Annotated in this window: 15 protein-coding genes; 12 read left to right on the top strand and 3 right to left on the bottom strand. The window is 61.5% G+C overall.

All coding sequences use genetic code 11. The features are described 5' to 3' along the window. The first annotated feature begins 16 nt into the window (after positions 1-16). From dnaG to DBAC_RS12280, 7 genes are read left to right on the top strand one after another with little or no spacing between them, the layout of a single operon-like run. Positions 17-1,720 carry a DNA primase gene (gene dnaG / locus DBAC_RS12310; RefSeq protein ID WP_015774626.1) on the top strand — a complete coding sequence of 568 codons (1,704 nt, stop codon included), beginning with the start codon at positions 17-19 and terminating at the stop codon, positions 1,718-1,720. Positions 1,721-1,775: 55 nt separating this feature from the next. Further along, on the top strand, positions 1,776-3,542 hold the full coding sequence (gene rpoD / locus DBAC_RS12305; protein WP_015774625.1) for an RNA polymerase sigma factor RpoD: 1,767 nt from the start codon (positions 1,776-1,778) through the stop codon (positions 3,540-3,542). A gap of 55 nt (positions 3,543-3,597) precedes the next feature. Beyond that, on the top strand, positions 3,598-4,254 hold the full coding sequence (locus DBAC_RS12300) for a thermonuclease family protein (protein WP_050762092.1): 657 nt from the start codon (positions 3,598-3,600) through the stop codon (positions 4,252-4,254). A 24-nt stretch (positions 4,255-4,278) separates the two neighbouring features. After that, the gene (gene trkA, locus DBAC_RS12295) at positions 4,279-5,637 is read left to right on the top strand and encodes a Trk system potassium transporter TrkA (RefSeq protein WP_015774623.1); all 1,359 of its coding nucleotides are present in this window, start codon (positions 4,279-4,281) and stop codon (positions 5,635-5,637) included. Beyond that, complete coding sequence (locus DBAC_RS12290; RefSeq protein ID WP_015774622.1) at positions 5,637-7,082, top strand: TrkH family potassium uptake protein; 1,446 nt, start codon at positions 5,637-5,639, stop codon at positions 7,080-7,082. The genes trkA and DBAC_RS12290 overlap by 1 nt, the downstream gene beginning before the upstream one ends. Positions 7,083-7,101: 19 nt before the next feature. Then, on the top strand, positions 7,102-7,293 hold the full coding sequence (locus tag DBAC_RS12285) for a hypothetical protein (protein WP_015774621.1): 192 nt from the start codon (positions 7,102-7,104) through the stop codon (positions 7,291-7,293). Continuing rightward, the gene (locus DBAC_RS12280) at positions 7,293-8,060 is read left to right on the top strand and encodes an HD domain-containing protein (RefSeq protein ID WP_015774620.1); all 768 of its coding nucleotides are present in this window, start codon (positions 7,293-7,295) and stop codon (positions 8,058-8,060) included. Before DBAC_RS12285 ends, DBAC_RS12280 begins: the two co-directional genes overlap by 1 nt. Here the strand turns inward: DBAC_RS12280 and DBAC_RS12275 are convergent. Continuing rightward, a complete protein-coding gene (locus tag DBAC_RS12275) occupies positions 8,026-9,270 on the bottom strand; it encodes a hypothetical protein (protein WP_015774619.1) in 1,245 nt (414 codons plus the stop codon). The two genes, DBAC_RS12280 and DBAC_RS12275, sit on opposite strands and share 35 nt — an antisense overlap. A gap of 144 nt (positions 9,271-9,414) precedes the next feature. Here DBAC_RS12275 and DBAC_RS12270 point away from each other — a divergent pair, with 144 nt between their 5' ends. From DBAC_RS12270 to DBAC_RS12250, 5 genes are read left to right on the top strand one after another with little or no spacing between them, the layout of a single operon-like run. After that, positions 9,415-12,078: a valine--tRNA ligase gene (locus tag DBAC_RS12270; RefSeq protein WP_015774618.1), complete on the top strand. Its 2,664-nt coding sequence runs from the start codon at positions 9,415-9,417 to the stop codon at positions 12,076-12,078. A 39-nt stretch (positions 12,079-12,117) separates the two neighbouring features. Next, a complete protein-coding gene (gene cobA, locus DBAC_RS12265) occupies positions 12,118-13,626 on the top strand; it encodes a uroporphyrinogen-III C-methyltransferase (protein WP_015774617.1) in 1,509 nt (502 codons plus the stop codon). Between the two features lie 4 nt (positions 13,627-13,630). Further along, positions 13,631-14,299, top strand: a complete 669-nt coding sequence (purN, locus tag DBAC_RS12260) for a phosphoribosylglycinamide formyltransferase (protein WP_015774616.1) — start codon at positions 13,631-13,633, stop codon at positions 14,297-14,299. A 12-nt stretch (positions 14,300-14,311) separates the two neighbouring features. After that, complete coding sequence (amrA, locus tag DBAC_RS12255) at positions 14,312-14,863, top strand: AmmeMemoRadiSam system protein A (protein ID WP_015774615.1); 552 nt, start codon at positions 14,312-14,314, stop codon at positions 14,861-14,863. A 13-nt stretch (positions 14,864-14,876) separates the two neighbouring features. Next, positions 14,877-15,431 carry a peptidylprolyl isomerase A gene (locus DBAC_RS12250; RefSeq protein ID WP_015774614.1) on the top strand — a complete coding sequence of 185 codons (555 nt, stop codon included), beginning with the start codon at positions 14,877-14,879 and terminating at the stop codon, positions 15,429-15,431. A 76-nt stretch (positions 15,432-15,507) separates the two neighbouring features. On the opposite strand, the gene DBAC_RS12245 is transcribed toward DBAC_RS12250, so the two are convergent. Both DBAC_RS12245 and DBAC_RS12240 read right to left on the bottom strand, forming a co-directional pair. Beyond that, positions 15,508-16,782: a TRAP transporter large permease gene (locus tag DBAC_RS12245; protein ID WP_015774613.1), complete on the bottom strand. Its 1,275-nt coding sequence runs from the start codon at positions 16,780-16,782 to the stop codon at positions 15,508-15,510. Positions 16,783-16,784: 2 nt separating this feature from the next. Continuing rightward, positions 16,785-17,279 carry a TRAP transporter small permease gene (locus DBAC_RS12240; protein ID WP_015774612.1) on the bottom strand — a complete coding sequence of 165 codons (495 nt, stop codon included), beginning with the start codon at positions 17,277-17,279 and terminating at the stop codon, positions 16,785-16,787. Between the last annotated feature and the right edge of the window lie 26 nt (positions 17,280-17,305).

The raw sequence follows: 17,305 nt of genomic DNA, 5'->3' as shown, positions 1-17,305 counted from the left end.
TTTTCATCGGAGCCGGATGAGCACGTTCGATCAAGGACTGATCGCCCAGATCAAGGCCCGCCTGCGCATTGAGGACGTGATCGGAAGACATGTCGAGCTCAGGCCGGCCGGCAACAGACTGGTCGCTCCGTGTCCGTTCCACCAGGAAACCAAGCCGTCCTTTTCGGTCAATCCGGAAGGGGGCTTTTATTATTGTTTCGGATGTCAGGCTTCAGGCGACATCATCGAATTCTACCGCGCCATCAATGGCCTGGAATTCGTCGAGGCCGTGGAAGCGCTGGCGCGGGAGGCGGGCCTGGAGGTCCGCCGGCGGCCCGAGTATATGGCGCCGGGCGAGATTTCCCGCTCCCAGTGCCTGGACATGCATGCCCTGGCTGCTGTTTTTTACCGGGAGGTGCTTGGCCGCGCCCCTGGTCAGGCTGCGCGGGATTACATCGCGCGGCGTGGATTGGCCTCCGAGATCGTGGAGCGCTTCTGCCTGGGCTGGGCCCCGGCGGGCTGGAACGAGCTGCGCGATCATTTGCGGGGGCGCGGGTTTCCCGAGGCCGTCGCCGAAAAGGCCGGGCTGGTCAGCAAGTCGGCCAAGGGCAGCTATTACGACCGCTTTCGTGAGCGGCTCATTTTTCCGATCATGAACCTGTCGGCCCAGACCGTGGCCTTTGGCGGCCGCAGCCTGGTGGACGGGGACGGCCCGAAGTACCTGAATTCGAGCGAGACGCCCATCTACACCAAGGGCGAGCATCTCTACGGCCTGTACCAGGCCCGGCGGGCCATGTCCCACTCCAAGAGCGTGCTCCTGACCGAAGGCTACGTGGACGTCTTAAGCCTGCACCAGTTCGGCTTCGAGAACAGCTGCGGGGTGCTGGGCACCGCGCTCACTCCCGAGCAGGTGCACCGCCTCTCGGGACTGGTCGGGCAGGTTGATCTGGTTTTCGACGGGGACAATGCGGGGCGCAAGGCAGCCCTGCGCAGCGCCGAGATGATTTTGACCCAGGGCCTCAAATGCAGGGTGCTGCTTATGCCCGAGGGCGAAGACGTGGACTCCGTGCTGCAGAAGAACGGCCGGGAGAGCCTGCTTGAGCTTTCCGCTCAGGCCGTGGACGGACTTGATTACTGTCTGCGGCAGCTGTCCGCCAATCAGTCCCCCAAGGACGTGCTGAACTGGGCCACGGGTTTCATGTCGCGGCTTAAGAAGCTGGACTGGAAGTCCTATTACCTGCCCAAATTGGCCGCAGGACTCGGACTTTCGGAAACCGAATTGCGTCGAACGCTGGGTGAGAAAGGTGCTGACGCGACCGCGTCTGCTCCGGCGCGTCTGGAGCAGTGCAAGCCTTCCCAGCTCGACAAGAACCTGTTGGCCTTTGCCGTGCGCTTCCCCGAATACCACGGGCAGCTGCATGAGCTCGGGCTTGGCGAGGCTCTGGCCACGGAACGGGGCAGAATTTTTTGGAGCAAGATTTTCGGGGTCAGCCCGCATGAAGTCCTGAGCCGCATGGATCAGGGCGAGAAGCAGTTTTATGTTCAGTGCCAGATGCGCACCGACGTCACGGTTGATGATGGCCGGAGCGAATGGGACGAGGTTCAGGATTTTTTGCGTCAGACCGGCCAGCGCCGCGATCTTGAGAGTCTCAACTCAGGTTTGCGCAAGGCCCGGCAGAGCGGGGATTTCCAGGAAGAGCTTCGTCTTTTGGCCTTGATCCAGGCCAAGACGCAGTGCTGAAAGCGGATTTTCACGTCGGCGGACGAAAAGTTTTTATCAACTTTGGGGGGAACGGATGAGCAATATCAAGGATGTTCAGCAAATTCAGGCGCTGATTGCCGAAGGGAAGAAAAAGGGTTTTCTGACCTTCGATGAACTCAACAAGGCCCTGCCTTCCGAAGTAAACACTCCGGAACAGATAGAAGAAATCATTGTCATTTTCGATCAGCTGGACATTGATATCGTCGACGAGAAGCTCTCTCGCGGGATCGAGATCGCCGAGGACGATGGCGAGGAGCCCAAGGAAGAGGAAAAGCTCGAACTGGCCGAAGACGAGGACGGCGCGGATTATTCCTCGCGCAGCAACGACCCCGTGCGCATGTATCTGCGTGAGATGGGCGCCGTGGGCCTTTTGGACCGCGACGGCGAAGTCTACATCGCCAAGAAGATCGAAGCCGGCGAGCTTGAGGTCATGTACGCCCTGGTCGAAGTGCCCGTGGCCGTCGAGGAACTTGTGCGTGTCGGCGAGGACCTCAAAAAGGGCCGCATGAAGCTCAAAGACGTGGTCAAGACCATCGAGGAGGACGATCCGTCCGAAGAGGAGATGAACCAGCGCGAGCGGGTCATCAAGCTGCTGGAGGATGTGAAGAACATCTACCGCAAGAAGAAGCCCCTCTACACCCGTCTCGACGAGTGCGCGACTCTCGATAAGCGCGTTTTCGGCGTGCAGAAGAAGATCATGGACTACAAGGAAGGCGTTGTGCAGTGCCTGCGCGACATCAAGCTTGAAAAGACGCTCATCGACCGCATCATCGAGACCGTCGGCGATTACGTGCGCCAGATGCACAATTGCCGCCGCGACCTTTCGGCCTATATCCTGTCTCTGGGCAAATCCCAGGATGAGATCTTCGGCATTTTCAAGCAGCTCGAAGAGCGCACCATCAATCCCGTGGCCGCCGCCGATCAGCTCGGCATGACCATGGAAGAGCTTTTTTCCTTCAAGGAAATGGTCAACGGCAAGATCGAGATCCTCGGCAAGCTGCAGGAAAACGCCATGCATGACGTGGATCAGCTCGAAGAGATCCTGTGGCGCATCCGCAAGGGCAACACCGACGCCCTTGACGCCAAGCAGGAACTCATTCGCGCCAATCTGCGCCTGGTCGTGTCCATCGCCAAGAAATACACCAACCGCGGCCTGCAGTTCCTGGACCTCATCCAGGAAGGCAACATCGGCCTCATGAAGGCTGTGGACAAATTCGAATATCAGCGCGGCTACAAGTTCTCGACCTACGCCACATGGTGGATCCGTCAGGCCATCACCCGCGCCATCGCCGATCAGGCCCGCACCATCCGTATTCCGGTGCACATGATCGAGACCATCAACAAGCTGGTGCGCACCTCCCGCTACCTGGTCCAGGAGCTGGGCCGCGACCCCTCCCCGGAGGAGATCGCCGAGCGCATGGACTATCCGCTGGAGAAGGTCAAAAAGGTGCTCAAGATCGCCAAGGAGCCCATTTCCCTGGAAACCCCCATCGGTGACGAAGAAGATTCGAGCCTGGGCGATTTCATCGAGGACAAGAAGGCCGTGGCTCCTGCCGACGAAGTGGTCAACACCAAGTTGGCCGAGCAGATCGCCCAGGTGCTCTCCGACCTCACCCCGCGCGAGGAACAAGTCCTGCGCAAGCGCTTCGGCATCGGCGAGAAGAGCGACCACACCCTTGAGGAAGTGGGCAAGCTCTTCAACGTCACCCGCGAGCGTATCCGCCAGATCGAGGCCAAGGCCCTGCGCAAGCTGCGCCACCCCGTGCGCAGTCAGCAGCTGCGTTCCTACTATGAGTCCTAGGCCGGGCAAGACTGCAAATCCTAAGGCAACCCCCGGGGTTGCCTTCTTTTTTGGGGTGCCGGTTCGGGTAATTCTTGGCGCCGTGCTGCTGCTTGCTTTTGCGCAGGGAGCCCTGGCCGAGACGTGGCGCGTCGGGGTCGGGAAAGTTCTGGACGGCGATACCCTGATTCTTGACGGTGGGCAGCGTCTGCGGCTGCGCGGTATCGACGCACCCGAGGTTTCGCGCCGGGACAAATCCGGGCAGTATTACAGCGGGGAGTCCCGAAGCAGGCTTTCCGCCCTGGTTTCTGGCCGGATTCTCGTGCTCGACACAGAGGAACTCGGCACGGACCGCTACGGACGGTTGGTCGGAGTCGCGCGGCTCGCGGACGGACGAATGGTCAACCTGCTGATGATTGAAGGAGGGGCGGCTTTCGTTTATCCTCACGCGTCCGACAAGGACAGGGACTTGACGCGTCGATTGCGTGCGGCCCAGACCACGGCCATGGACCAGGGACAGGGTTTTTGGCCGGCCCTGCTGCGCTCTCGCGGGGCGAAGACGGGGTATATGGGCACCAAAAGCACCAAACGTTTCCACACCTTGTCCTGCGTGCAGGGGCGCAAGGTCGGTGCCGCCAACCGGGTAAATTTTTCTTCCTTGCAGGAAGCCTTCGCGGCCGGTTATGCACCGGCGCGGGAGTGTTCCCCATGGCCTGCGGAAACGGGCCGCTAGCTCACTAAAACCGGAGCGATTTGCTTGAAAGCCATTATTGTCGGAGCGGGAGAGGTCGGATTTCATATCGCCAAGCGATTGGCATCCGAAAACAAGGATGTCGTGGTCATCGACCGCAATCCCGCGGTGCTGCAACGCATTCTCGAACACATGGACGTGCAGGTGCTGGAAGGCTCGGGCTGCAGCCCGAAGGTGCTGGGCGAGGCGGGCATCACCAAGGCCGACATGCTGCTGGCCGTGACCGACAGCGACGAGATCAATCTCATGGCCTGTACTTTCGCCAACATGCTTGCGCCGGGGCTGACCAAACTGGCCCGAATCCGCAACGACGAGTACACGGCCTATGGTCAGCAACTGGCCAAAGGCATCGGCATCGGGATTATCATCAATCCGGAGGTCGAGGTGGTGCGGACCATCGAGCATATGCTGCGCGCCCCCGGGGCCGTTGACATCTGCGATCTTGCGGACGGCCGGATCAAGATAGTCGGGACCTGGATTACTCCGGGAAATCCGATGGCCGGGACAAGCCTCATGGATTTGCGACGCAAGGCCGGAGACATGGATCTGATCGTCGCGGCCATCGTTCGCGACGACAATGTCATCGTGCCCACGGGTTCCGACGTGATCCTGGACGGGGATCTGGTCTATTTTGTCTGTGAGGACAGGCAGCTGCAGTCGGTGTTTTCCTTTCTGGGCAACCGGTCCGGCAAGAAAAGCAGCGTGCTGATCATCGGAGGCGGCAATATCGGTCTGCGTCTGGCCCGCGCCCTGGAAAAAAAGCCCGTTCACGTCAAGCTCATGGACAAGGACCCCGAGCGTTGCGCGGTGCTGGCCGGAGAGTTGGACCGGACCGTGGTTCTGGTCGGGGACGGTACGGATCAGGAGGCGCTGCTCGAAGAGAATATTGGCGCCATGGATGTGGTTGTGACCATGACAGGCAACGAGGAGAGCAATATTCTCGCCTCCCTGCTCGCCAAGAAGCTGGGCACGCCCATGGCCATCACCCGCCTGAACAAAATCGAGTATATGCCGCTGGTGCGGGCCATCGGTCTTGAACACATTGTCAGCCCCCGGCTTTCGGCGGTGAACAGCATATTCAAGCATGTGCGAAGGGGCGGTGTGCTCTCGGCCGTGGCCATCAAGGACGGGGCCGAGGCCCTGGAGGCGCTGGTCGGTCCCGAGTCCAATCTTGTGGGCAAGGCCTTGAAAGACCTCGCTTTTCCCAAGGGCGTGCTTGTCCTGTGCATCATGCGCGCCGACACGGTGCTCATCCCCACGGGTCTTGACGTGATCCAGCGAGGCGACCGGCTCTTCATCCTCAGCCTGACCGAGTCCATTCCCGGAGTGGAGCGGATGCTGTCCCAGGGACAGGAGCAGGGCTGATGCGCTGGACCATAGCCTTGCACGTGACCGGCCTCATTCTGCTGTGCGTGGGCTTGTGCATGTTTTTGCCCCTGGTCTGCGGCTGGTACTATGGCGACACGTCTGTCGCGCCGCTTTTTTTGTCCCTGTGCGTGACGGTGCTGGCCGGCGTGTTTCTCATGTTTTCCTTTCAGCGCCCCAAACCGATGGTCATCAACCACCGGGAGGGAATGGTCATCGTCTCCCTGGGATGGGCCGCGTGCGCTTTTTTTGGAGCCCTGCCTTTTGCCCTGGGCGGATTTCCCACCTTTACGGACGCATTTTTCGAGTCCGTGTCCGGATTCACCACCACGGGCGCGTCCATCCTGACCAATATCGAGGCCCTGCCCAAGGGGCTCCTCTTCTGGCGCAGCCTGACGCACTGGCTGGGCGGCATGGGCATCATCGTCCTGACCATCGCCATCCTGCCCTTTCTGGGCGTGGGCGGCATGCAGCTCTACAAGGCCGAGGTGCCTGGCCCGGTGGCCGACAAGCTGCAGCCCCGCATCAAGGACACGGCCATGAGCCTGTGGAAGGTTTACGTGCTTTTCACGGTGGCCCAGGTGCTGCTGCTCATGTTTGGCGGCATGGACCTCTTCGAGAGCATCTGCCATGCCTTCGGGACCATGGCCACGGGCGGTTTCTCGACGCGCAACGCCTCCATCGCGGCCTACGATTCCGCATATATCGACGGCGTTATCACGTTTTTCATGCTGGTGGCCGGAGTCAACTTCGCCCTGCATTTCCAGCTTTTTCGCGGCAGGCCCCTGGCCGTCTGGCGAGATCCGGAATTCCGTTTTTTTGCGATTCTGACCCTCCTGCTGACCGCCGTCGTGACTTTTTCCATCCAGAGTTCAAGCTATTCCTCCTGGCCCGACGCCCTGCGCTTCGGATCGTTTCAGGTGGCCTCCATCCTCACCACCACGGGCTACGCCACCGCGGACTATGAGCTCTGGCTGCCCCTGCCGCAGGGGGTGTTGCTGCTGTGCATGTTCATCGGCGGCTGCGCCGGGTCCACGGCCGGCGGAATCAAGTGCATGCGGATCATGCTGCTTTTCAAGCACGCCTACCGCGAATTGTTCCGGCTTGTGCACCCGCGCGCCGTGCTGCCGCTCAAATTCGGTCCCAAGCTGGTCAAGGAAGAGGTGCTGACAAGCATCTGGGGCTTTTTTATTCTCTTCATCGTTCTTTTTGTTCTCTCTGGGCTGGCGCTGACGGCCATGGGAGTGGATGTGCTGACGGCGTTCGCGGCGGTGGTGGCCTGCATCGGCAATATCGGTCCCGGACTTGGCGAGGTCGGACCGGTGGACAATTATGCGGCGATCCCGACCTTGGGCAAATGGGTGCTGAGTTTTTGCATGCTGCTTGGACGCCTTGAGATTTATACGGTTTTGGTGTTGTTCGTGCCTGAATTCTGGCGAAAATAGAAAGCCTTAGGAGAAAATCATGACCGAATGGATAGAGATGGGAAAATTTGCCGAGCTTGATGACGTAGCGCAGAAAGAGGCGAACCGTCTGGCGGAATACGCGCTTGATGTGGCCCTGGATCCGGCCAAGGTGATCCGTTTCGAAGAGACGGAGAAAGGCTTCAGACTGCTTATCGATGAAGATCTGTACAAGTTTTATCAGGGACTTTAATGGATCAGCCCGTGTTGCGGGGGATGCGCGCCCGTTTTGTCGAGATGGCCGGCGAGTATGCCCAGCGTCTGGGGGACCGGCGGGAGCATATCGTCCTCAAGCGCGACCATTCCCTGCGCGTGCATGCCCTGGCCGCGAAGATCGTGGCCAGGGAAAGCATTGCCCCGGCCGCGCCGTATCTGGCTGCGGCGCTTGTGCATGATATCGGCAGGTTTTCGCAGTTTGAGAGGTTCGGCACCTACCGCGACGACGAGTCCGTCGATCACGGTGAGGAAGGGGCGGATTTTCTGCGCGGCGGGGATTTCCTGGCGGCCTTCGAGCCGCAGGTGCGCGAGTGTATCATCATGGCGGTGCGCTTGCACAACAAACGTGAAATTCCCGCTGACCTTGAGCCGCTGAGCAGATCGCTGTGCATCGTCGTGCGCGATGCGGACAAGCTCGATATCGTGCCCGTGGTCCTGTCCAAGCTCAGTGCGCCAGGACCGCGCGACTCCGTGGTCACCCTGGGGCTCATGGACGAGCCGCAGGCGTGGACCGAGGACATTGCCGACGTCGTGGCCGGCGGCGAGAGCCCGGCGTATGGCGATCTTCGCTATATAAATGATTTCAAGTTGCTGCTCGCCTCATGGGGCCCGAAGCTGGTGCATGGCGCAAGCCGGCGCATTTTTGCCGGGCGCGGCTATCTGGACCGCCTCTTCGCCCTGCTTCCGCAAACCGATCGTTTCGCAGAACTTAAAGTCCGCCTGGCCATTGGCCTTGAGCGCTGAACTGCAGCCATAAAAGTTCGTCCAGGGTGCGCAGGATCTCTCCGTACAGCCCCCCGTATCCGGGAAATTTTCCGAAAAGCTCCTGCTTGCGGCGCTGCAGTCCGGGCGAGGCGCTGGCTTCCGGCGAAGACGGCGAGGTGGCCAGGATGCGGCGCTCCTGCAACAGGTAGCTGCGGGTCTGCGCGCAAAAATCCCGGCACAATTCCCCGCATTGTGCGCTGTGAGCGGCCCAGTATTCTTTGGCCGGGGCCGTCGCCGGATTATGTCTGGCCTGCCAGGCCATGGCCAGGAGGAAGTTGAGGGGCGAGCCGGGCACTCCGCGCCGCCAGCCCAGAAGCCAGGGCGTGCGCCAGCAGAGCAGGAAATGGCTCTGCCCGAACGCCACAAGATCGGCCAGGCCAGCGTGCATGCCGCGCAGCGCTTCATCATCCCACAGCGGCTCTTCCTTGCACAGGTCCCAGGCCTGCACCGCGGCCTGCGGTTCGATGCCGAGCAGGCGCCAGAGCAGGGCGTTGGCCTGGGGCGAGGCCGGTGTTTCCAGATGGGCGTAGCTGAGCACGAAGGAACCCCTGCCATATCCGCCCCTGACGATGCAGGGTTCGTGGCGCAGCCGTTCCGGATTAAGGTTGATGCCGTACAGTTCTTCCCACTGCCCGACTTCCGAGGCCGCGATGCCGGACCAATCCAAATCGGCGGACCAGAAATCAGGCCCCGGGGTCTCGTAGCGGGCCAGCACTTCGAGATTGTCGTCACCGGGTTCGAACTGCGAGGGCCACCAGACCGGCAGGGCCGCCTCGTACTCTGCGCCGCCCTCGCTCAGGGTGCACCGCAGATGCCCGCTGAAATTGGGGAGGCGTTTCTTTGCCGCCTTGCGCGACCAGGAGCACAGATCCAGAAACGGCGCGCCGCGTTCCGAGCCAAGCGCCAGACCAGCGCCTCCGCAAAAACCGAGGTAGGTGCCGCCGCCGCGCACATGCTCGCGGATGGCCTCGCGGCCGTCTTCGCCCAGGGCCAGGGACTTGAGCTTGGCCCAGCCTCCCGGAACGAGCAGCGTCGAAGGTCCAAGGCCGCGCAAGGCCCCGGCGCGGACCTGTTCGGCTTTGAGCAGGGTCACGGGGGCGTGCAGGGCATGCAGCGCGCGGTGGAGGAGCAGGCCCCACAGGTGCGATTCGTCCCACAGCAGGACCAGAGGCGGGTGGTGTCGATGCATGTTCGTCGGCCTAGCAGGAAGCTCGGTGGCGGGCAAGTCGGGCTTGATTTTTGGGGTCTGCCCCAGTACTCATTTTTGTTTCTGCAGCGCCGGGCATTCCGGCGCTTTTTTGCCGCAACCAGCTCATTATCCGGAGTTCATCATATGGCCAACGAGACGCTTTCCAAGGGATACGAACCAGCCGACGTGGAAGAACGGTGGCTTGAGTACTGGAAGACGCACCAGAGCTTCACCCCCGACGCGTTCAAGGCCGCGTCGACGCCCACGGACAACTACTCCATCGTCATCCCGCCGCCCAACGTCACGGGGGCTCTGCACATGGGGCATGCCTTGAACCTCACTCTGCAGGACATCATGTGCCGGTACATGCGCCAGCGGGGCAAGACCGTGCTCTGGGTGCCGGGCACGGACCATGCGGGCATCGCCACCCAGAACGTGGTGGAAAGGAAGCTCCTGGCCGAAGGCACGAAGCGCGAGGACCTGGGCCGCGAGGAATTCATAAGCCGCGTCTGGGAATGGAAGGAAGACTACGGCGGACGCATCCTGAACCAGATCCGTCGCATGGGCGCGAGCGTGGACTGGAGCCGGGAGCGCTTCACCATGGATGAGGGCTTGTCCAAAGCCGTGCGCGAGGTTTTCGTCTCTCTCTACGAGCAGGGCCTTGTCTACCGCGGCAAGTACATCATCAACTGGTGCACCCGCTGCCATACGGCCCTGGCCGATGACGAGGTCGAATACGCCCCGGCCAAGTCCACCCTTTATCATCTGAGCTATCCTCTCGAAGACGGCTCCGGCTCCGTGACCGTGGCCACGGTGCGGCCCGAGACCATGCTCGGCGACACGGCCGTGGCCGTGCATCCCGAGGACGAGCGCTACCAGTCCATGATCGGCAAGCACGTCATCCTGCCGCTGGTGGGTCGCCGCATCCCGATCATCGCCGACGCCTATGTGGACCGCGAGTTCGGCACCGGCTGCCTCAAGATCACCCCGGCCCACGACATGAACGACTGGGAGATGGGCCGCAAATACGGGCTCGAAGCCATCAGCGTCATCGACGACAAGGGCTGCATGAACGACAATGCGCCTGAGGCGTATCGCGGCATGAGCGCCGCCGACTGCCGCGCGCTCATCGCCCTGGACCTGCGTGCCTGCGGGTCTCTCACGGCCGAGGAACCTTACGAGAACAAGGTCAACCAGTGCTACCGCTGCAAGACCAATATCGAGCCCTTCGTGTCCGAGCAGTGGTTCGTGTCCGTCAAGCCGCTGGCCGAAAAGGCCAGGGCGGCGGTGGAGGACGGCCGCACGACCATCTGGCCTGCGCAGTGGAACAAGACCTATTTCAACTGGCTCGACAACATCCGCGACTGGTGCATCTCGCGCCAGCTGTGGTGGGGGCACCGCATTCCGGTCTGGACCTGCCAGGACTGTGGCGAGCTGATCGTGGCCCGTGAGGACCCGACCGCCTGCGCCTGCGGCAGCACCCGCCTCCTGCAGGACGAGGACGTGCTCGACACCTGGTTCTCCTCCGCCCTGTGGCCGTTCTCGACCATGGGCTGGCCGGAGCAGACCAATGAGCTCAAGGCTTTCTACCCGACTTCCCTTCTGGTCACGGGTTTTGACATCCTCTTCTTCTGGGTGGCCCGCATGATGATGATGGGCCTGCAGTTCATGGACAACGTGCCCTTCAAGGACGTCTATATCCACGCCCTGGTCCGTGACGAGCACGGCAAGAAGATGTCCAAGTCCACGGGCAACGTCATCGACCCCCTGGCCATGATCGACAAGTACGGCTGCGACTCCCTGCGCTTCACCCTGACCTCGTTCGCGGCCATGGGCCGGGACATCAAGCTCTCCGAGGCGCGCATCGAGGGCTATCGCCATTTCATCAACAAGATCTGGAACGCGGCTCGCTTCGCCCTCATGCATGTCGATGGGACGGAGCCGGAATTCGATCCCAAGGCGCTGTCCGGACTGCACCACACCTGGATCCTGCACCGTCTGGAGACGCTCAAGAAAGAGCACTCCGCCCAGATCGAGGGCTACCGCTTCAACGAGGCCGCCCAAGGCCTGTACGGATTCGTCTGGCGCGAGTTCTGTGACTGGTACCTCGAACTGATCAAGCCCGAGCTCTACGGCGAGGACGAGGCGGCCAAGGCGGCGGCACGATCCTGCCTCAAGCACGTGCTGTCCGAGATCATGATCATCGCCCATCCGGTCATTCCCTTCGTGACGCAGGAGATCTGGTCCTGCATCCCGACCCTCGACGTCGAGAGCCTGGCCCTGCGGCCTTTCCCCAAGGTCCGCCCCGAATGCGAGAACGAGGGTGCCGTCAGGGACATGGAGTTTCTGCAGGGCGTCATCGTGGCCGTGCGCAACATCCGCTCCGAACTGGGCGTGGCTCCGGGTGTCCCGCTTGCGGTGCTGATGCGGGCCGGGAGTGACGATCAGGCCTTCCTGATGGCCCATGAAACGGAAATAGCGGCGCTGGCCCGGGTCGGGACGCTGACCGTGGGCGCCGACATCGAAGCGCCCAAGGGATGCGCCTCGGCGGTGGTCCGTGGCTGCGAGCTCTACGTGCCGCTCGAAGGGGTGGTGGATTTTGTGGCCGAATTGGCCCGCCTCGACAAGGAACTGGGCAAGATCTCGAAAGAACTCGACTTCGTGACCAAGAAACTCGGCAACGAGAGTTTTGTAAGCAAAGCCCCCGAGGACGTGGTGGCCAAGGAAAAGGCCAAGGCGGCGGATTTCGCAGAGAAAAAGGCCACCTTGGAGCAGCTGCGGGCCAAGGTGCAGGATTTCATCAAGTAGCATAATCGCTGTTTGCGGTATTTAACGAAAGGAAAAATCATGGCCAAAGCATATCTCATCGGCGCGGGTCCCGGCGACCCGGGTCTCATCACGGTCAAGGGCCAGCGCCTGCTGCAGGAGTGCGAGGTGATCATTTATGATTATCTGGCGAACAAGAGCTTTCTGTCCCTGTGCCGTCCGGATGCGGAGATCATCTATGTGGGCAAGAAGGGCGGGGACCATACCCTGCCTCAGGATCAGATCAACGACCTGATCGTGGCCAAGGTGAAGTCCGGCAAGAACGTGGCTCGCCTGAAGGGCGGAGACCCGTACATCTTCGGGCGCGGCGCTGAAGAGGCCGAAGAACTCCTGGAAGCCGGCCTTGATTTCGAGGTCGTGCCCGGCGTGACCTCGGCCGTGGCGGGCGCGGCGTATGCAGGCATTCCGCTGACCCATCGCAAGTACGCCTCTTCCGTGTCGCTCATCACCGGCCACGAGGATCCGACCAAGCCCGATTCCGCCCACAACTGGGCGGCCCTGGCCAACGCGGCCAGCACCCTGTGCTTTTACATGGGCGTGAAAAACCTGCCCTACATCTCGGCCAAATTGATCGAGAACGGGATGCGTGCGGACATGCCCGCCGCCCTGGTGCGCTGGGGCACGACGGCCAAGCATCAGTCCTGGGTGTCGACGGTCGGCGAGATCGCGGCCATGGCCGAGCGTGAAGGCGTGAAATCGCCATCCATGCTGGTCGTGGGCGAAGTGGTGCAGTTGCGCGACACCCTGAACTGGTTCGAGAAGCTGCCCCTGCACGGCAAGGGCGTGGTCGTGACCCGCGCCCGCGAGCAGGCCAGCGGTTTGAAAGAGACCCTGGAGGGCCTCGGCGCGGCCTGCTATGAATTCCCGACCATCACCATCGTGCCCCTGGAAGACTACGCGCCGGTTCGCGAGGCCATCGACAGGCTCGCAGGCTACGACTGGGCTATTTTCACCTCCGTCAACGGCGTGCGGCATTTCTGGAACCAGCTCGAACTTGTGGGCAAGGACGCCCGGGCTTTTGGCGGCATGCAGATCGCGGCCATCGGACCGGCCACGGCCGAGGCGCTGCTTGAGCGCGGCATCCGCCCCGATTTCATCCCGCCCAAATACGTGGCCGAGTCCGTGGTGGAAGGTCTCCTTGAGCGCGGCGTGGCCGGCAAGAAGGTCCTCATCCCCCGTGCCAAGGTCGCCCGCGAGGTGCTGCCCGAAGAGCTGGCCAAGGTCGCGGCGCAGGTGGACGTATTGCCGGTCTATGAAACCGTGCTGACCCAGGAGGACGGAGCCGAGATCATCGAACTTCTCGAAAAGGGCAGGCTCCATTACCTGACCTTCTCCAGTTCCTCCACGGTGGAGAACTTCTTTGCACTGGTCCCGGCGGACAGCCTGCGCCCCTTTGTCGGCAACGGGCTCAAGATCTGCTGCATCGGCCCCGTGACCGCCAGGACCTTGAGCGACTACGGCTTCACCCCGGACATCATGCCCGAGGACTATACCATCCCGGCCCTGGTCGAAGCCTTGGTGAAAGGATAAGGTTATGACCATCGCGCTTGGCGTTCTCGTTTCCGGTTCCGGGTCCAACCTGCAGGCCATCATCGACAGGGTGGGCGACGGCAGCCTCGACGCGGACATCCGCATCGTCATCGCCAACAAACCCGACGCGCAGGGACTTGAGCGCGCGCGGAAGGCGGGCATCGCCACAGCCTGCGTGCGTCATGACGAGTTTCCCGAGCGGGAGAGTTTCGACCGCGAACTGGTCCGGCTGCTGCGGGAGGCTGAGGCCCGGTTCGTGGCCCTGGCCGGGTTCATGCGCATCCTGACGCCTGTGTTTTTGACGCCCTTTGCCGGGCGCGTGATCAATATCCATCCGGCCTTGCTCCCGGCCTGTCCGGGTCTGCGCGCCCAGGAGCAGCAGGCCGGGCACGGGGTGCGGCTGGCCGGGTGCACCGTGCATTTCGTGGATGAAGAGATGGACCACGGCCCGATCATCATCCAGGCCGCCGTGCCCGCCTATGCGGACGACGATGAGGCCACGCTCGGCGCGCGTATCCTTGAGATGGAGCACCGCATCTATCCCCAGGCCCTGCAATGGATCGCACAGGACCGGGTGCAGGTCGTCGGACGGCAGGTCGTGGTCCGCGGCGCGTCCAGAACCATGGGCACGCTGTGGGCCAATCCGCCTTTGGAAAGGCCTTTTGATTCTTGAGGGAGGCAACGTATGAACACATTCGAGCTGGTTTTGACAGACGAGGAAAAGCGTTTCTGCAAGGACCTCGTGATCTGGGTCATCCGGCAGCATCTCGGTCAGACTTCTGAGGCCAGACCCGTTCTCAAGTCCACGACCTTGAGCGCAGAACTGGGCGCGTTCGTGACCTTGAAGCGGGGCGGGCGTCTGCGCGGCTGCATCGGCAATATCGTCGGCAGCGGCCCGCTGGCCGATACCATCGAGCGCATGGCCGGAGCGGCGGCTTTCGAAGACCCGCGCTTCCCTCCGCTCACGGCCGGGGAGCTTGACGACCTTGAGATCGAAGTCTCGGTCATGGGGCCGCTGACCCCCTGCCCTGACCCGGAGTTGATCGAGGTCGGCCGCCACGGGCTTTATATCCGCAAATCCATGCATTCCGGTCTGCTGCTGCCGCAGGTGGCCACGGAGTGGGGCTGGGACCGCGAAACGTTTCTGGATCAGACCTGCGTCAAGGCGGGACTGCCCAAAGGCACCTGGCGCAAATCCAAGACGGAGATTTGGTGGTTTGAAGCCGTCATTTTTTAAAGGAAGGTACAGTATGCGTACGTTTATTTTCGCTTTGATTCTGGTTTGTCTGTTTTCGTCCCCGGCCTTTGCGGAAGGGACCAAAGTCTCCCTGACCACCAGCAAGGGCATCATCGTCATCGAACTCGATGAGGCCAAGGCTCCTGTCTCGGCGCAGAATTTTCTGACTTATGTGAACGAGGGCTTTTATGACGGGACGGTTTTTCACCGCGTCATCAAGGGCTTCATGATTCAGGGCGGCGGCATGGATACATCCATGCACCAGAAACGCGGCCACGCGCCCATCAAGAACGAGGCCGACAACGGGCTCAAAAACGACAAGTACACTGTCGCCATGGCCCGCACGGGCGAGGTTGATTCCGCCACGTCCCAGTTTTTCATCAACACGGCGGACAACGCCTTCCTGAATCACGGCACCCGTGATTTCGGGTACGCGGTCTTCGGCAGGGTCGTCGCGGGCAAGCGGGTGGTGGACCTGATCGAGGCCGTGAACACGGGCTCCAAAGGCATGCACGGGGATGTCCCGGTCGAGTCTGTCATCATTGAAAAGGCTGAAGTCATGCAGTGATCCTGCGCTGAACGCTAAAAAAACAAGGGGCGGTCCGGTATGGATCGCCCCTTGTTTTTTTTGTGTCTCGTTTTTCCTAGCGTAGCAGGCTGGGCAGGATGGTGATGATGATCGGAAACAGGGTCAGGATGATCAGACTTGCCAACAAAGCGTAGAGGTATGGCAGCGAGGCCTTCATGACCTTTTCCAGCGGGACCTTGGTGATGGCGCTGGCCACGAAAAGGTCGAGGCCCACCGGCGGGGTGATGCAGCCGATGGCCAGGTTGCAGACCATGAGCACGCCGAAGAAGAGCGGATCGATGCCCAGGCTCTTGGCCACCGGCAGGAAGATGGGGGTCAGGATGACCACGGCGGCCGAGGCGTTGACCATGGTTCCGATGAACAGCAGCAGCACGTTCATGGCCAGCAGGAAGAGGACCGGCGATGAGGTCAGGCTGGCTACGAAGGCTCCGACGTGGTGGGGAATCTGCAGGTTGGTCAAGAGCCAGCCGAAGACGTTGGCCGCGCCGACCAGGAACATGATGATGGTCGTGCCGATGACGGCCTGGAAGATGATCTTGGGGAAGTCCTTGAACTTGAGTTCCTTGTAGATGAAGAGGCCGACGAGAATTCCGTATACGGCGGCCACGGCTGCGGCTTCGGTCGGGGTGAAGATGCCGCCGTAGATGCCGCCGATGATGATGACTGGGGTCATGAGGGCGAAAAAGGAGTCCTTGAAGGATGTCCACAGCGCCGAGGTGGAAAATGTGCCCTCGGGCTTGAGCCCACGCCTTTTGGCCAGCCACCAACTGACCAGCATCATGGACAGCCCCATGAGGATGCCCGGCAAGAATCCGCCTACGAACAGGTCGCCGATGGAGGTGTCGGCGATGACGCCGTACACGACCAGGGTGATGGACGGCGGGATGACGATGCCCACGGTGCCGCCTGCGGCCACGATGCCGGTGGCCCATTCACGGGTGTAGCCCTTTTTCTCCATCTCGTTGACCATGGTCGAACCCAGGGCCGCCGTGGTGGCTGCGGATGAGCCGGAGATGGCGGCGAAGAACATGCCCGACACGGCTACGGCCTGGGCCAGTCCGCCGGTGAAGGAGCCGACCAGGGCCTGGGAAAAATTGACCAGCCTGCCGGTCACTCCGCCTGCGGACATGAACGATCCGGCGAGCATGAAGAAGGGCACGGCCATGAAGGAGAATGAGTCGATGCCGGAGTACATCATCTGGGAAACCATGACGAGCGGCATGTTCATGAAAAAGTGCAGGACGGTGGCCGCTGCCAGACACAGTGCAAAGGCCACGGGTACGCCAAGGGCGGTCAGGCCCAGAAAGACAAAGAGAAGAACGTATTCCATGGCTAACCCTCCTGCCTGGCGCGAGAGTCGGAAATGTCTTTGACGATGCGCAGGGTCTCCCTGAGCAGGTACAGGAGCATGAGCACGCAGCTGACGGGGATGATGACATAGACCCAGCTCATGGGGATATCGAGACCCGGGGCGCGTTGAAAGGTCATGATGGAGGTCATTTTCCAGCCCTGGGTCAAGAGCAGGATGATGAATACATATCCGCAAAGGTTGATGACGACGTCCAGAATCCTGCCGAAAGTCGTGCCCTTGAATTTATTGGGCAGAAACTGCACGGCCAGATGCCCGCTTTCGCCCATGATCAGCGCCGAGCCCAGGAAAACGACCCAGACAAAGAGGAAACGGGCCAGCTCCTCGGACCATTCAGGGGTATATCCGAACATGTAGCGGGTCACGACCTGGGCAAAGATGATCAGGAGCATGATCGACATGGCGACGACGGAAAACCCGTACAGTACCGAGCGCACGCCCTTGAGGAGCTTGTCCATGGAATCCTCCTGGAATGTGATGATGA

This window comes from Desulfomicrobium baculatum DSM 4028, from assembly GCF_000023225.1.
GTDB lineage: Bacteria > Desulfobacterota > Desulfovibrionia > Desulfovibrionales > Desulfomicrobiaceae > Desulfomicrobium > Desulfomicrobium baculatum.
This window is presented reverse-complemented; position numbering and strand designations above follow the sequence as displayed.

What these genes read in the sequence shown, in the direction of transcription:
- dnaG (WP_015774626.1), top strand. Translation starts at nt 17, where the DNA reads ATGAGCACGTTCGATCAAGGACTGATCGCCCAGATCAAGGCCCGCCTG.
- rpoD (WP_015774625.1), top strand. Translation starts at nt 1,776, where the DNA reads ATGAGCAATATCAAGGATGTTCAGCAAATTCAGGCGCTGATTGCCGAA.
- DBAC_RS12290 (WP_015774622.1), top strand. Translation starts at nt 5,637, where the DNA reads ATGCGCTGGACCATAGCCTTGCACGTGACCGGCCTCATTCTGCTGTGC.
- DBAC_RS12285 (WP_015774621.1), top strand. Translation starts at nt 7,102, where the DNA reads ATGACCGAATGGATAGAGATGGGAAAATTTGCCGAGCTTGATGACGTA.
- DBAC_RS12280 (WP_015774620.1), top strand. Translation starts at nt 7,293, where the DNA reads ATGGATCAGCCCGTGTTGCGGGGGATGCGCGCCCGTTTTGTCGAGATG.
- DBAC_RS12275 (WP_015774619.1), bottom strand. Translation starts at nt 9,270, where the DNA reads ATGCATCGACACCACCCGCCTCTGGTCCTGCTGTGGGACGAATCGCAC.
- DBAC_RS12270 (WP_015774618.1), top strand. Translation starts at nt 9,415, where the DNA reads ATGGCCAACGAGACGCTTTCCAAGGGATACGAACCAGCCGACGTGGAA.
- cobA (WP_015774617.1), top strand. Translation starts at nt 12,118, where the DNA reads ATGGCCAAAGCATATCTCATCGGCGCGGGTCCCGGCGACCCGGGTCTC.
- purN (WP_015774616.1), top strand. Translation starts at nt 13,631, where the DNA reads ATGACCATCGCGCTTGGCGTTCTCGTTTCCGGTTCCGGGTCCAACCTG.
- amrA (WP_015774615.1), top strand. Translation starts at nt 14,312, where the DNA reads ATGAACACATTCGAGCTGGTTTTGACAGACGAGGAAAAGCGTTTCTGC.
- DBAC_RS12250 (WP_015774614.1), top strand. Translation starts at nt 14,877, where the DNA reads ATGCGTACGTTTATTTTCGCTTTGATTCTGGTTTGTCTGTTTTCGTCC.
- DBAC_RS12245 (WP_015774613.1), bottom strand. Translation starts at nt 16,782, where the DNA reads ATGGAATACGTTCTTCTCTTTGTCTTTCTGGGCCTGACCGCCCTTGGC.
- DBAC_RS12240 (WP_015774612.1), bottom strand. Translation starts at nt 17,279, where the DNA reads ATGGACAAGCTCCTCAAGGGCGTGCGCTCGGTACTGTACGGGTTTTCC.